The following is a 13,563-nucleotide window of genomic DNA, read 5'->3' as shown; positions in this document are numbered from 1 at the left end:
GAATTAAACTGATGCATGTGCTTGCCGGTATCTGCGGCGGGCTTGTTCGGGTGATCGTGCATCCGCGGGCCAGCCTTGCCAACACCATTGGCGCAACGGTGGTCGGGGCGCTGGTGGCGGGCTATCTCACCCCCGTGGTCGCGCCGGTGCTGGAGCGCTGGTTTGGCCCCGCCGATGCAGGGGTGGAGGGCGCCACCGGCTTTATGCTGGGCATGTGCGGGCTGGCTCTATCGGAAGGACTGATCAAACTCGCCCGCCGCTGGCGCGATGATCCACAACTGCCGAAGTGAGGTACTTAATCGGTTTTGGGATAATGTCCCTCTTTCAAAAGCGGCCAAGCCTGTTCGTATGGCATTACATCCTCATGCTTGGCACGCCAATGAGCATCAATCCCGTCCCAGCCATTTCCTTGAAAAACATGCCCGCATTCGGGGCAAACTTTTTTACCTCGCTCCGGAACAATGGGACCATAATTGGCCTCAACCAGATCTTTAAGCTTCAAGATGCCCCCCGCGGCATTCTCTATTGCGGTGCGAAGCTTTTGATCGTGCCCAGGTAAAAAAGTACTACCCGCGGTAAGTTGTTTGCAGCCATAGGCGCAATATTGCCGTACAACCATATCCCCTCAAAATCAGTAATGAAAGATGCCAAAACATTGCACGTATTTGTGATCGTATACAATCAGACAAAGGCGTGCGAACTTAGGATCGCCAATCAATAGGAGACGGGAGGGTCTGAGTGGCGGAGAAAATCAATAAAATCCCGTAACAGGCGATTCCTCGCAAATTTTCATTTTGCGAGAAAATTGAGTATCTATATGAATTTATTGAGAAAATAATTTCCAGCGCATTTTTCAAACTAATGAAAAAGCCAAGCTGGCGGAGAGGGTGGGATTCGAACCCACGAGACGCTTCCACGCCCGCCGGTTTTCAAGTTCGAGACACAGAAACCTATAACTAACTGCGTTTCCTATTCTTTTTTGGTTGCGCTTCAGATTTGTTGGTAATCTGTTGGCGATTGTGAGTGCTTTCCATAATTTCCAGCAGGTCTTGTTTCATGACGTGGCTGTATTTTTCGGTTGTTGTCACGCGGGTATGGCCAAGCATATCTCTTGCTGCTGCAATGTTTCCAGAACTTCTCAAAATCCGTGTTGCGGCTGTATGTCGGAGGTCGTGCACACGTAGCTCGGGCTTATTTATCTCCTTCGCAGCAGCCTTGAAGGCGCTTTTGAAAGCAGTGTAGGTGAGGGGGTAGCGTTCACCTTTTTTCCTTCCGTCACGAGTGCTTTTCGCAACATAGGTAAAAACTGCGTCTGGGTGGTTTCCGATATTGTTTGCCAGAATGATGAGCATTGGCTGTGTAATCGGGATTGTGACCGGCCTTCCCCCAGGCGTCTTAGATTTGACATAGAAGGTTAGTTGCCGCTTCTGCAAGTTCACATGCTCTTCCCTCAGCACCACCCCCTTGCCCATCAGCACATTTGATGCGCGAGGGCCGGCGAGCACCAAGAACTCTAGTGCGTCATGGTAGTCAGAGCGCATGTTTTCTTTGATTTTCTCAAGGTCGTCATGCTCAATTTCAACGATCCGTTCGCTTGGCTCTGGCTTCAAGGCTTCGCCAAAATTGGGTAGACGCATCTCAACCTCAAACACATTCACAGCGTATCGAATGATTGTCCGGAGTAGCTGTACTTCACGGTTGATCGTGCTGGGTGAGGGGAGCCGCTTGCGGTTGTTTGGCTGTTTGCGTCTGATACTCACATAGCTGGTGAGGTGCTTAGTCTTAATCTCTGAGATGTTAGGGGGTAGCCCCTCATCCTCAAGGATTTTTGTCAGCTCATCCTGAAGTAACCCCATGCGCCAAAGGATAGTAGTTTCGTCGGCATAGTCGCAGCCCTTTTCTTCGAAGAACTGCTGAAAAGCGCCATCAATAGAGGTTGTGTCATTGGGAGTCTTAGCTTCGGCCTTTTTAGCTTCCTCTACTTGTTTTGCCTTTGCTTTTGACGTTGTTCCCGTAAAGCCCGAAAACCTACGACCGTTGATCCTGAAGTCGTAGTAGTACTCCTTGCTCTTCTCCTTCCCGGCACTGTCCTTGAGCCTGTAGACTGACACGTTCCGTCTCCCTTGGTTGGTGTTAGTAAATACTCGACCAAGAAGCCTAGGTTGTAGAGGCGCTTCTTATTACCCCGCGCAATGTACTTAATTCGGCCGGTGTCACCCTCCTCCTGAAGCCGCCTTACGTCAAGGTTGAGGATTTTAGCAGCCCTTCCGTGGCTGATTTGGAGCTGCCCTTCCATTCTCTGACGAACCTCCTCAATGAGGATCTCATGTGATTGTCGTACTAGCTGTTCTGCCAAGTTTGTCATTCCCACCCCCTCAATACATTACGTGCTAAGTCTTCAGATGGTGCCAACCATTCCAAGTCGCTTTTTCCTCTGACCAGTACGCATCCAGCTTCTCTCACAGCTTATCAGCTTCCTCAGAAAGATCCGCCACAGTCCTGAGTATGTCTGCACTAACAAGGATGTATCTGTTGTCGTCACAGTGGATCTTGATCTCGCCTTCATGCCTCTGATCCCTTGCTGCTTTGCCGCCGCTCGATCTCTCTTGAGATGTACCACCGCGCCTTTTCCAGATCCTGCAGGGCATTGCCCTTTTCATCGGCTCGCCAGATGTATTTAAGTGCATTGCCCAGATTGAACCCCATGTGCTCAGTCACCTGAATGCACTCTACGCCAGAGGGGTGACTGGTGTAGTGGGGAGGGTGATTTACTAAATCACTCATGCTGCCACCTCCTTTGCTAGATTTGGAAAGGCTGTATGCTCAACGCCATCAAGCTGGCGACCGGCGGCCCTTTTTGTACAGCGGCGCATGAGATGAACGCGCTCGCCATGAAACCCGCAGCCGCCCTCTAAATTAATGATACGATACTGGTTGGGTCGGCTATTCGCGCGGCCGTAGGGGCCTCTCCAGTCAGGATCATCTTTATCGCGGTCAAGCATTGGTACCCAATTGCCCCACTGCTTAAACAGAAACGGTGTTGGGCAAGATGCGCATTGGTCGCGTAGGGATCGGAACCAGTCCGGGTGCGACGGACGGGCTTTTGCGCCGCTTTCCCCGCCTGCAATGACCCACTCAAGCTCAAAAACGTAGCCGGTATCGCCATGCAACTTGCCCTCTAGGGCATTGAAACGCAGACCATCAAACCATTCAACATTGGTCAGATCGACAGGGCCTATCAACGGCTCGCACGAGAGAAAGCGAACCGCCTGCGGGATTTTGCTCAGGTGCTTAATCCGCTGGTCTGCCGTTTTTTGATCCTCAACGGTGGTACCAATCCAGACGTTGATAGGGAAAAACCATTCCCATGGAACCAGCTTTTGGATATTTTGCGGACGTTTTGTGAGGAGCAGCCAATCTAGGTTGGGTGTTCTCTCTATCAATTCCCAAAGGCGCGCTCTCCATTCTGGCTGGATGCTTGAATGATTATCAAATACATCTGCGAGCGAAGCACAGAAAACGCGGTATCGTTTTCCTTCTTTTGCGGCTTTCCGGTTCCAGCTCAGTGGCCTTTCCCAGTTTACATCGCTGGTGAGCCTGCGAGGGGCATGTACACCCCAGCGCTCCCCACCAAAGCGCTTGTCATAGGCCTCGGCGTAGCAATTATCGCAGGCTGGGCTAACCTTGGAGCAGCCGATCCACGGGTTGAATGTGTGGTCGCACCATTCAATTTTTGAGTTTTCCGCCATCACGCCGCCTCCTCCTTTTAAAGTTCAGCCCGTCGTTTGGCTGCGAGAGGCTCCAGCCGCGCCTTAACCATGGCAATCATGTGCCTGTAGGCCTGTGCGTGCTCGTTATCGCCGTGGGTCGCCTCAACGGCACTTGCAAACTCTGCCAGTGTTTTGGTTTCATCGTCCCCAAAACAACCACAATTACACTCAATGTTGCCTGTTTTAGTGAGATAGGCAGTGAAAAAACCATTTTCTGACCCTATCGAGGTGACGCAGATATAATCATCGAGGCGGCCGATCAGTGCATTGCCGCTGACCCGTGCATCGCCGTCGACCAGTGCCTTGTCGCAGACCCGTGCCTTGCCGCTGACCCGTGCCTTGCCGCTGACCCGTGCATCGCCGCTGACCCGTGCCTTGTCGCTGACCCGTGCATCGCCGCTGACCCGTGCATCGCCGCTGACCCGTGCATCGCCGTCGACCCATGCATCGCCGTCATGTGACAGGTTGCCTTCACTCTCGATCCAGCCGCCCAGATCGCCCGCCGTGATATAGGCGAAATCTCTCAGCGCGCGAATGCGGTTCAGTGTTTTCCCGGTAAATGTTTTTGTTTCACCGGTGAATTCATATTTTTTGGTCATTACTTACCTCCATTCAGTTGGCCGATACGCACGTCAAGCGCTTGTTTGCAGAGCTTGCTACCAGCAGGGTCACCAAAGTACGCTTGGCTGCTTTTGGAGATCAACCAGGCGCTGGCCATTAATTACTCTGGCGTGCCGTAGAACAACGGCAGGCCGGTTGCGCAGGCAGCTGTTGCGCAAGCCTCGTTGAACGCATGCTCCAGACAGCGATCGGGGCGATGCAAAGAGAGCAGCCAGTAAATTCCGCCGCCGCGAATGGTGCGGTAGCGCAGGCGCACCGGAATGCGATAGGATTGTTCGCCCTCAAACACCGGTATGGAGATCAGGAACAGGTTTGGCACAGCCAGCGGTTTCCCCTCGGCATCGGTGTGCTGCTCCTCAAATACCAGCTGTTGCTCCCCAGTGGAGCGGTTGTAAGCCACTTTTGCTTTTTGCTGGTCATGCACCTGCAATCCCTTGGCCAGTGTCATGAGCTTATCCGGCCCGCATGGGCGGCTCTCCAGTTGGATGATGAGTTGGCGCAGGTTTTTGTCCGGCTCGCTCAGATTATCCAGATCAGCGGCGGCGCCCGGCAGCAGGAATGTGGGCAGGGGCATCACATCGGTGATGTTGTCCTCCAGAAAGTGCGAGAACTCGATCATGTCCATTTTTTCGCGCTCAGCTGCGCGCCAGATGTTCCATTCGCGGGACAGGGGGAACGCGTAGCGCGTTCTGTGGTCGCCCCACTGGGGGAGCGATACACCGCCTGCGGGGAGGGAGATCTCGTCCTCGGCAGTTGCGGCAGGAGCGGAGCAGGTGTCGCGATTGACCGGATCGTTATAGTTGAACACTGTGGTGAGCGAGAGCTGATCGCTGCGGTTGTCTGCGAACATCGCAGAGTTTTCCTCCATATTGCGCTGGGTGAACTCGATCAGACTCTCCAGCGACAGCGCTTGCATGGTGCCGGTGCGGCGCAGGGGGTGGCGATCGTATCGCTCAAGTGCCTTTGTGAGATCGATGGCCTGCATGCCGCCATCGCCATCACGTAGCACCAGCTGGGTGATTTCGTTGCCAAAATGAGGATGCTTTACGCGAACTATTTCTGGATTGTGTGCTTGCCCGCTCATTTGAGAGAGCTTTTCCAGCGCGGTTGCGAGGTTGGTCATTTGGTTTCTCCTGTTAGGTTGCTCGTGTGTTTTGGCGTGCGTAGGCGCAGGGCCTAGACCGTGCGCGGGTGTTGGTGCTCGGGGCTAAGGGGGCCTGGCTGCCTCTGCGGCGACTCTGTCGAGATTGCGCGAGGCCCATCGAACATGTCGCTCTGGCGGGGGTTTTGCGGCGTGAAGCCGTTTTGCGAGGTCCACAGCACCGAACCTTGCCGTGGCGGCTGTGGCAAGGTGTCGTTGAGCGTCGCGGAGACGTTGACCACGCCGGATTTGGATTTGAATTTCAGTTTGACTGTGAGCGTGGCCTCCGGATTACCGCCATGGGTATCGACGTGCTCGGCTAGTGCCTGCGAGATTTGCTGCATTTTGCGCGAGGCATCGGCGTTTAGATCGCCATCTTCCAGATGCATGAGAAACTGCGCGAAATCCCGATATTCGAACTGGCTCATCTGATTATCCCTCGTTAACGCGTTGGCCTTGTCGGCGTTGTTGGTGATGGTTGTTGATCACTAGCGTTCGCCTGTGCGCCTGTAATACCAATTGCGTTGACCTGTTTGATCAGGCCCATCAGCAGTTGCAGCGCCTCTTCGCGCTCCGGCGGGTAGAGGGGATGGCCGGTCACGGTGCTAACCTCCATGCTCTCCTCAACTGCGGCTATTGCCGTTTCCAGCAGCTGCGAGGCTTTGGATTTTCCCTCGCTCAGGCCTGTGTGGCGCCCTGCCATGAGGCCCTGCTGGTATTGCTGGCGGCCATGGGCCTCATAACTGGCGGCGAGCCCGCGCAGCTGCGTGAGGCAATGTTCAATTTCCTGCTGCGAAATCATTGCGCGGGCTCCTGTTGCTGCGCGGTGGTGCGGGTGCAGGGCGCGTGCTGCGCGTATGCGATGATATTTTCGGCGCATTCGACCCATCGGCAGGCAGCCTCCTCGCAGCTGTGGACTGGATTTAACAGGCGCTTGAGCGCTGATGGCACCCCGGTTTGCACTATGCGTTTGCCATGGAGGGTGCGAGCAGCCTGATTGATTTGAGAGCGGCGCTGGTTGATAGTGCTCGTCCAGTCTGTGATCTCGGCGGGATCCAGCCCGCTCATGGCTAGCCGTGCCACCAGCACCGGATTGTCCTCATCCGCCATAGTAAGATGGCTGTAGATGGCAAGGCCAAGGTACTGGCGCTGCGCGCGGGGCTCCAGCAGGGACAGAACAGCGCAATCCCGCTGCGCCAGAGATAATGGCCGGCGCATTTGCGGCAGCAGGCATTGCGCGAGGCTCTGGCCAATGGCATTGAGCTCGCGGCGGGCAAGCGGGCGGGAAAATGGCGCGTCATCAGGCGGATTTGCATTAAAGGGGTTCAACATGTGCGGTTCCTCTATTTGGCGCGGCCAGCAGGCAGCAGCGCCACCATTTCCGACATGTGCTGCATGGACAGGCGTTTGAGATCGCGGATGGCGAGATCGATGGCGGCGGTATCGCGCGGCGTGGTTTTTGCCGTGTCTCGCAGGTGATCCAGTGCCAAAGTGAGATCGCCAATGAGCGCCTGTGTTTTGGCACTGGCGTCCCCCGCGCGGGCAGATGGCCCGGCGATGACCTCCCAGCTGTCGCGCTGGCTGCCAAGGCAGGGCGCTGCGTCATGCTCATTCGGAATTGCGTAGCCCATTCATTCCTCCTGCAAATTCGATTGGCTCCCAAAAAAGGCCGCAAAAAGAAGCGGCGCGAAGCGGTATGCCCCGCGCCAGTTGGGACTGCGACTTTGGGAGGGGTGCCGCTGTCCTGAGGTGTCTGTTGTGAGTGGGGAGGGAAGAGCTAGGCGACCAGTGGCCTGCTGCCCATTGTCTGCGCGGTCATTTCTGCGGGCGCATCCACCGCATTCAGGACGGCAGCCTCCGCAGCAATGCGTTGCTGCTCTTGTGTGAGCGGGTGCGCCAGCTGTTCTGCGCTAAGCCAGTATGTATTGAGAAAGGGTTCGCCAGTGTTTTTGGCGATGTTGCGCACCTCGACCTGCGCGCGGGCGCCGCCATCCAGATGAATGCAGATCGCGCTAACAATACCCGTAGCACGGAGCTGAGAGACATACACGCGCTCGCCCAGATCATAAGGGAACGAAAGGGGTGCTTGCTGGTGTGTTTGACTATGCATTACTCTACCTCCTGTGAGTGCATTAAACGGAACAAGTAACGCACACATCAAAACTCAAAAAATTTGATCTGTCAATCTATGTAATCAAAAATTTTGAGATATGTTTATTATTGGAAGGATATGTAATGCGAATTCTTCTTTTGTTTTTCTTGCTTATGTGGCCCGGGTTAGGAAGGGCTGAAACTCGGCTTCGAGAACTGAACTCAATATCCTCAGGTCAGTACATGTCGTTACTCGAAGTGTTTGGAGGGGATAAGTTGCTCGAGCTGGAATGCTGGCAAAAAGATCGCGTGGTGCTGCTACGCTGGGTCCTCGTAGGTCTCTCGCTTTCTCGCTCGCAAATGGATGCATACAATGCAGATCTCCCATACATGCGGCTGTCGTCAGGCGGAGAGCGCGAGGTTAAGCTGGTTACGCTTCTACGGCGCAGGGTTTATCAGGGCGCGGAGCATGTTGAATTTTCTAGTGAAGTTTCCGTGGCCGCGTTTTTCTCAATATGGCAGCGGCCCTATGATTTGGAATTGATAGCTGGAAATTCACGTGGTGCGATTGCATCGCAACGGTATACATCGAGTGCGGACCCTGCGCTGCAGGATTTTGCGGAGCGCTGTATAACGGCTGTGAAGTAAATTAGACTATAGTGCCCCATAAATTTTAAGGGGTTTCTGAGGGGTGATGTGCTCTGTCGGAGTGTTAAAAACTCCGATGGAGCGATTGTAATGACAGAACTTTTTCGTCGTGATTTGTTGATTTTTTTGAGTTATGAGCTGGCGATCTCGCTGGAGGTACTTGAGTGTCTCACGCGAGGGCTAGATGAGGGAGCGACGAGACTTGTTGCGGCTAATCTGCGGCATCTGGTCTCTACGGACTACGGTCCGATTGCCTATTGAGGGTGTGGGTGCAGCTATTGCTGCGCCGCATCTTTTGCGCGGGAAAATGCCATCCACGATCGTGCGAGCTCGGGGGGGAGGCTCTCCACGCGTCCAAGAAATAGAAAATCCAGAGATATGCCGTAGGTCGTACTGATAGCCAGTGCGCCTTTGAGCGAGAGGCGCTGTGTGCCGGTGAGCCAGTTGATCATCTGGGTGTAGCTGGCATCAATGTCAGCTGCCATATCCTTGATCTCTAGGCTGTAGTGGCTGCGCAGCCAAGCAAGGCGAGCGCTGACCTGTGCGCTTTCTGATTCTGCTGGTTGTTTCATGGGGTTACCATCGCTCAGACTCAAAAAAATTGATAGAAGTGATTTTTTGGGTTGCGGTAACTCAAAATATTTGACAGCATGCCGATATGAACGAAGCAAAGACAATATTGCATCAGCTTGGTGAGCAGCAGGTGATGGCGGTGCTTGGCGTGAAAGCGGGCGCGTTGTTTGCTGCAAAGCACTCCAATCGTTTTCCAGCTGCTTGGTATCTCGCCCTGAGGGATCTTGGAGCGGCGCAAAACGTTGTGGTGCCGCTTCATCTTTTCAGTTGGAAGCTGCCACGGAGTGGTGGGGTGGATAGAGCGCAAGAGGCGGCGCCAGGCGGCGGCGGGGGCGCGGCGGCCTCTGCCGCCGCATCTGGCGCTGTTCTGCCCTTGGCGGACGATACGGCAACAGCTGCCTGATGCCTGCAAGCCGATGCAACGCAGAGCGGGGCAAACCGCCCATGTAGCTGCGGCGGCAGGGCGGCCATCAGGGTGGCCAGATCCGCCGGTGTTTTTACGGGCATGTGCTGTGCTCCTGCCTGATCAATTTGATGGGTGTTTTTGTAAATGACCTAACGTCAGCCAGTCTACCGACTGGCTGGATGCTGTCACCGGTAAACAACGGGAATTTTGTGTGATGCCAGCGCGTGCCTTATCCAGCGAAACCTATTTGCGGCTCAAACGCTACGCCAAGGAGCTGATCAAGCTGAATGGCGGCCAAGAGGCGGCCAGCCTCGGCACGCGGGTGGAGCGCTCTCAGCTCGCCCGTTACGGCCAGCCGCAGGATGATCTCAACATGCCCATAGACGTGGTGGCCGATCTGGAGGCGGAGATCGGCGAGGCGGTGGTGACAGCGGTGCTCGCCGGGATTACCGGCCATGCGCTTTATAAACTGCCGCAGGTGGACAGCCACCGCGACTGGCTGCGCCATGTGGCCAGCCTCTCCAAAGAATTGTCGGACGTGGTTGGTAAGGTAAGCGAATGTCTTGCCGATGATGGCTGTATTAGCCGTGATGAAATCCGCCAGACGCGGCTGCTGCGCGAATGCGACGAATTAATCCGCGCGGCGGTGGTGATGCAAACGGCACTGGCCGCGGTGCTGGAGGCGGGAGCGGGCGCGACTGGCGATCTGCGCCGCGAGAATGGATCGTTCACAACCACGGCTAACCGCTAGGGGTTAGGGGCCGGGAGGGCAGAGGCATGCAAGACGAGCACGCAGGCGGAGTTCATCCGGATATTCAGGAGAAATTGCGGCGGCGGGCCGATCAGGGTCTGTCTATTCGCCAGATCGCGCAGAGCTACGGCCTATCAGAGGTAGAGGTGCGCCTCGCTGTTGCCGCCAGCCGCACACGGCGGGGAATGTTGGGCTGCTCTGCCGCGCCGGAGGGCGTTTGATGATCAAAGCAGATCTATACGGTGTTGTTTGTGGAAATGAAGAAGCCAGTGGTAAGACGATGTGTATCATGTGTAATGCTGCATCCTTCAGGCCATGTCGTGTTTTGGTCGTAATCATCGCGAAGCCGGCACCATGTCATTTCAATGCTGGTAAATTCTGGATTTCCAATTGTTCTGATTACTTGGCTGTCAAAATAGCAACGATTAAAATTAGTGCTCTGATCAATTGGAATTTCTACTTGGTGACAAGTGAACGTGCAGTCCAAATAGTCTTTGGCCCCTGGGCGAAAGGCATCATCAAACATAAAATGGCAGTGATGGAACATGTTTACGTCAACATCTTCGCCTACGTGCTGTGTATTAATGAAGTAACACAGAGTGTGTATGCAAGCATCATTGTGAAATTCTCTGAAGTTAACATTTTCAAAGTAACATGTGTCAATTATGCATTGCGTTATGTGAAATTCATTTATGTTAATATTACTGAAGTTAAGCCCGAAAATGTAGCTCATTCTAAGATTTACTTCCGTACGTTCTCCGTATTGGATGTGATAGTTATTAATAGCGAAGCAAAGTGCGGTAATTGCTTCGACAACATCTTCTTTGGGTCTCGATATTCTAGGGCCTTTATTGAATTGCTCTCTAATGTGGTCCGTTACCGGAGACTGATACCGAACAAAAGAGCAAAGAAGCTTAATGCCTCTATCATAATACGTTTTAGGATCTCGCTTTACTACCTCAATGAGAGCGTGAATGCCAGCTTCGCGCAGCGACTGGTTTTCCTCTTTGCCCATCAATTCGGCAGCACTTTGGAAGCGTTCTTCAAGCTGGCCATCCAATGTCACCTTCAACTGCCGGTGGTTGACGATGGAGCGCCATGTCAACAGCGCCAAGCCGATACCTCCAAGTATTATCCCACCCAAATCGCGCAGAATGGTTGCGCGCGGTGTGGCGGCAATGGCCCCGCCATCTGCCGTGGCCGCCCAATAGGCGAGCGAGAACCAGTCCGGCGCCGCGAGGTAGCCAATGAATGCCAGTATGGCCAAAAGGCAACCACAAAAGATAGGCAGGATCCAGCGATCGGTGCTTTCAGAAGGCATGGACATCAAACAAACAATCCAAATCGATTAATCAACCGCAACCACATTAGCCGAGAGCTGCACGCTAGCGCAAGCGCGGCCAGTGTCAGCGCAGCCATGAGGTGCGCCGCATGAGCATGGATCTGTTCTCAAATTCTCACATAGCAGGCTCTGTGCCGCCGCAAATGGTCAATTCAGAGCATGAGCTGATTATTGATGCTTTTGCCGGTGGCGGCGGGGCCTCGACCGGCATTGAACTGGCGCTTGGCCGGTCTCCGGATATCGCCATCAACCACTGTGATAAAGCGCTGGCGATGCACGCGCAGAACCACCCGCAAACCTTGCATCTTTGCGAGAGCGTTTGGGATGTGCATTTGCAAAGCTACACAAACGGGCGGCCTGTGGGCCTGCTGTGGGCCTCGCCTGATTGTCGCCATTTCTCTAATGCGCGCGGGGCAGCGCCTGTTTCAAAAAGCGTGCGCATGTTGGCGTGGTCCGTGGTGCATTTCTGTCAAAAGTTGGGGAGCAAGCGCCCGCGGGTGATCATGCTGGAAAACGTGCCTGAGTTTAAGGGCTGGGAGGATTTTGAAGCCTGGCAGGGGGCGCTGCGCCAGCTCGGCTACCGGGTGGAGCATCGCATTTTGCGGGCGTGCGATTATGGCGCGCCGACCATCCGCAGGCGCTTGTTTGTGATTGCCAGGCGCGATCGCAAGGCGATTATCTGGCCAGCGCCGACCCACGGCGACCCTCAAAGCGAGGCAGTACGCACGGGGGCGCTTAAACCATGGCGAACCGAAGCCGAATGCATTGACTGGTCCATTCCGTGCCCTTCAATTTTTGAGCGCAAGAGACCACTGGCAGAAAACACACTAAAGCGCATTGCAGCGGGCATTCAAAAATTCGTTATTGATAATTCTGCGCCATTTATTTTGAACATGAGCCATGGCGGGCGGTTGAAACCGCTCAACAAGCCGTTTTCGACCATTAAAACCGAAAAGGGGGGCTGCCGTGCTTTGGTGATGCCGTGCATCGATCGGACCTTCGGTAACTCAAGGGGCGCAGATATCGCCGCGCCGCTTGGCACGGTTACCACCAAGGGTATTGGTAATTCGGCACTGGTGGCGGTGTTTCTAGCCCAGCACAATTTTAATGTGTCGGGGCGGGCTGCTGATGCACCGCTTTCGACTATCACCAGCCGCGCCACCCAGCAGAACATTGTTACCAGCCATCTGGTTAAGCTGTGGGGCACTTGCAAGCATGGCCAGAAAGTCGATGCACCCATGCCGTCAGTCAGCGCAGGGAGCAGCCATGTGGGCGAGGTGCGCGCATTTCTGACTGCGTATTACGGCACCAGTCTTGGTCAGCCCGTGGATGAGCCAATGGGGACAGTGACAACCAAGGACCGCTTTGGCCTTGTGACTGTCAATATCGGCGGCGAGCCCTATGTGATCAGCGATATTGGCATGCGGATGCTGAGCGCTGCTGAACTCTACCGTGCGCAGGGCTTTCCGGAGGACTACCGGATCGAGTTTGATTACAACGGCAAGCCATTCCCAAAAACCGAGCAAACGGCAAAATGTGGCAACTCGGTCTGCCCGCCATGGGCGCAGGCGCTGGTTGCTGCAAACCTGCCAGAGCTGCGTGTTGATGCTGCAGAAAGGCGGGCGGCATGAGGGCAGTATTCAATCAACTTAGCCAAATCCCCCCCTTGTCCTATGATTTAATCATGGCCGACCCGCCTTGGTCTTATGCCAATTGGTCAAAAAAGGGAGAACATAAAAATGCTAGCGCCAAATACGATTGTATGGCGCTAGATCAGATTAAAGACATGAATGTCTCTCATCTGGCCGCAGGCGATTGCGTTCTATGGCTATGGGCGACCAATCCCTTGTTGCGCGAGGCATTTGAAGTTCTCGACGCTTGGGGCTTTAGCTTTGTAACGGCTGGCCATTGGGTTAAATACACGCAAAGTCAACGCACGAAAAAACGTAGGTTGGCGTTCGGCACAGGGTATGCCCTGCGCTGTGCAGGGGAGCCTTTTTTAATTGGTAAGGTCGGTGCACCAAAGTTTGGCTCAAATGTCAGATCGGTGATTGAGGGGCTGCGCCGTGAGCATTCTCGCAAGCCAGATGAAGCGTATGCGGCCGCAGAGAAACTGTTCCCGGCAGCTCATAGGCGCCTTGATTTGTTTTCCCGTGAGCAGCGCGTTGGCTGGGACTGTTTTGGAGATGAAACTGGCAAATTCGATGAGGTGGCATGATG

21 protein-coding genes are annotated in these 13,563 nt (G+C 54.6%); 8 read left to right on the top strand and 13 right to left on the bottom strand.

The genetic code is table 11. From position 1 onward, the window contains the following. A partial coding sequence (locus AYK82_RS18105) for a hypothetical protein (RefSeq protein ID WP_172795197.1) occupies window positions 1-290 on the top strand: 290 nt, incomplete at its 5' end. Window positions 291-295: 5 nt separating this feature from the next. Here AYK82_RS18105 and AYK82_RS17950 read toward each other — a convergent pair. The 11 genes from AYK82_RS17950 to AYK82_RS06230 form a co-directional block, all read right to left on the bottom strand. Continuing rightward, window positions 296-502: a hypothetical protein gene (locus tag AYK82_RS17950; RefSeq protein ID WP_208976413.1), complete on the bottom strand. Its 207-nt coding sequence runs from the start codon at window positions 500-502 to the stop codon at window positions 296-298. Between the two features lie 454 nt (window positions 503-956). Next, window positions 957-2,111 carry a tyrosine-type recombinase/integrase gene (locus tag AYK82_RS06275; RefSeq protein WP_068312829.1) on the bottom strand — a complete coding sequence of 385 codons (1,155 nt, stop codon included), beginning with the start codon at window positions 2,109-2,111 and terminating at the stop codon, window positions 957-959. Window positions 2,112-2,562: 451 nt separating this feature from the next. Then, a complete protein-coding gene (locus AYK82_RS06270; RefSeq protein ID WP_068312828.1) occupies window positions 2,563-2,784 on the bottom strand; it encodes a DUF3310 domain-containing protein in 222 nt (73 codons plus the stop codon). Next, window positions 2,781-3,749 (bottom strand): phage Gp37/Gp68 family protein, encoded by a 969-nt coding sequence (locus tag AYK82_RS06265; RefSeq protein ID WP_068312826.1) that lies wholly within the window; start codon window positions 3,747-3,749, stop codon window positions 2,781-2,783. The genes AYK82_RS06270 and AYK82_RS06265 overlap by 4 nt, the downstream gene beginning before the upstream one ends. A 17-nt stretch (window positions 3,750-3,766) precedes the next feature. Continuing rightward, on the bottom strand, window positions 3,767-4,369 hold the full coding sequence (locus AYK82_RS06260) for a bactofilin family protein (RefSeq protein WP_068312825.1): 603 nt from the start codon (window positions 4,367-4,369) through the stop codon (window positions 3,767-3,769). 122 nt (window positions 4,370-4,491) lie between these two features. Beyond that, window positions 4,492-5,514: a DUF2303 family protein gene (locus AYK82_RS06255; RefSeq protein ID WP_068312822.1), complete on the bottom strand. Its 1,023-nt coding sequence runs from the start codon at window positions 5,512-5,514 to the stop codon at window positions 4,492-4,494. 53 nt (window positions 5,515-5,567) lie between these two features. Further along, complete coding sequence (locus AYK82_RS06250) at window positions 5,568-5,960, bottom strand: hypothetical protein (protein ID WP_068312819.1); 393 nt, start codon at window positions 5,958-5,960, stop codon at window positions 5,568-5,570. Between the two features lie 14 nt (window positions 5,961-5,974). Further along, window positions 5,975-6,334 (bottom strand): hypothetical protein, encoded by a 360-nt coding sequence (locus AYK82_RS06245; RefSeq protein ID WP_068312817.1) that lies wholly within the window; start codon window positions 6,332-6,334, stop codon window positions 5,975-5,977. Beyond that, on the bottom strand, window positions 6,331-6,864 hold the full coding sequence (locus AYK82_RS06240) for a hypothetical protein (RefSeq protein WP_068312815.1): 534 nt from the start codon (window positions 6,862-6,864) through the stop codon (window positions 6,331-6,333). Before AYK82_RS06240 ends, AYK82_RS06245 begins: the two co-directional genes overlap by 4 nt. 11 nt (window positions 6,865-6,875) lie before the next feature. Continuing rightward, window positions 6,876-7,163, bottom strand: coding sequence for a hypothetical protein (locus tag AYK82_RS06235; protein WP_068312813.1), 288 nt, complete (start codon window positions 7,161-7,163; stop codon window positions 6,876-6,878). A 146-nt stretch (window positions 7,164-7,309) separates the two neighbouring features. Further along, window positions 7,310-7,642, bottom strand: a complete 333-nt coding sequence (locus tag AYK82_RS06230) for a hypothetical protein (protein WP_068312811.1) — start codon at window positions 7,640-7,642, stop codon at window positions 7,310-7,312. A gap of 224 nt (window positions 7,643-7,866) precedes the next feature. On the opposite strand from AYK82_RS06230, the gene AYK82_RS06225 reads away from it, so the two are divergent. Continuing rightward, window positions 7,867-8,271, top strand: a complete 405-nt coding sequence (locus tag AYK82_RS06225; protein ID WP_156453279.1) for a hypothetical protein — start codon at window positions 7,867-7,869, stop codon at window positions 8,269-8,271. Between the two features lie 90 nt (window positions 8,272-8,361). Next, window positions 8,362-8,532, top strand: a complete 171-nt coding sequence (locus AYK82_RS17945; RefSeq protein WP_156453278.1) for a hypothetical protein — start codon at window positions 8,362-8,364, stop codon at window positions 8,530-8,532. Between the two features lie 14 nt (window positions 8,533-8,546). On the opposite strand, the gene AYK82_RS06220 is transcribed toward AYK82_RS17945, so the two are convergent. Then, complete coding sequence (locus AYK82_RS06220) at window positions 8,547-8,843, bottom strand: helix-turn-helix domain-containing protein (RefSeq protein ID WP_068312802.1); 297 nt, start codon at window positions 8,841-8,843, stop codon at window positions 8,547-8,549. An 86-nt stretch (window positions 8,844-8,929) separates the two neighbouring features. Here AYK82_RS06220 and AYK82_RS06215 point away from each other — a divergent pair, with 86 nt between their 5' ends. From AYK82_RS06215 to AYK82_RS06205, 3 genes are all read left to right on the top strand, one after another. Next, window positions 8,930-9,247 carry a hypothetical protein gene (locus tag AYK82_RS06215; RefSeq protein WP_068312801.1) on the top strand — a complete coding sequence of 106 codons (318 nt, stop codon included), beginning with the start codon at window positions 8,930-8,932 and terminating at the stop codon, window positions 9,245-9,247. Window positions 9,248-9,464: 217 nt separating this feature from the next. After that, the gene (locus AYK82_RS06210) at window positions 9,465-10,001 is read left to right on the top strand and encodes a hypothetical protein (RefSeq protein ID WP_068312799.1); all 537 of its coding nucleotides are present in this window, start codon (window positions 9,465-9,467) and stop codon (window positions 9,999-10,001) included. Window positions 10,002-10,027: 26 nt separating this feature from the next. Beyond that, window positions 10,028-10,222: a hypothetical protein gene (locus AYK82_RS06205; RefSeq protein ID WP_068312795.1), complete on the top strand. Its 195-nt coding sequence runs from the start codon at window positions 10,028-10,030 to the stop codon at window positions 10,220-10,222. 14 nt (window positions 10,223-10,236) lie between these two features. Here the strand turns inward: AYK82_RS06205 and AYK82_RS06200 are convergent, their stop codons facing one another. Beyond that, window positions 10,237-11,328, bottom strand: coding sequence for a hypothetical protein (locus AYK82_RS06200; RefSeq protein WP_068312790.1), 1,092 nt, complete (start codon window positions 11,326-11,328; stop codon window positions 10,237-10,239). A 104-nt stretch (window positions 11,329-11,432) separates the two neighbouring features. On the opposite strand from AYK82_RS06200, the gene AYK82_RS06195 reads away from it, so the two are divergent. Then, window positions 11,433-12,974 (top strand): DNA cytosine methyltransferase, encoded by a 1,542-nt coding sequence (locus AYK82_RS06195; RefSeq protein WP_244265719.1) that lies wholly within the window; start codon window positions 11,433-11,435, stop codon window positions 12,972-12,974. After that, complete coding sequence (locus AYK82_RS06190; RefSeq protein WP_068312787.1) at window positions 12,971-13,561, top strand: MT-A70 family methyltransferase; 591 nt, start codon at window positions 12,971-12,973, stop codon at window positions 13,559-13,561. Before AYK82_RS06195 ends, AYK82_RS06190 begins: the two co-directional genes overlap by 4 nt. Window positions 13,562-13,563 lie beyond the last annotated feature (2 nt).

The organism is Polycladidibacter hongkongensis, from assembly GCF_001561995.1.
Lineage (GTDB): Bacteria > Pseudomonadota > Alphaproteobacteria > Rhizobiales > Stappiaceae > Pseudovibrio > Pseudovibrio hongkongensis.
This window is presented reverse-complemented; position numbering and strand designations above follow the sequence as displayed.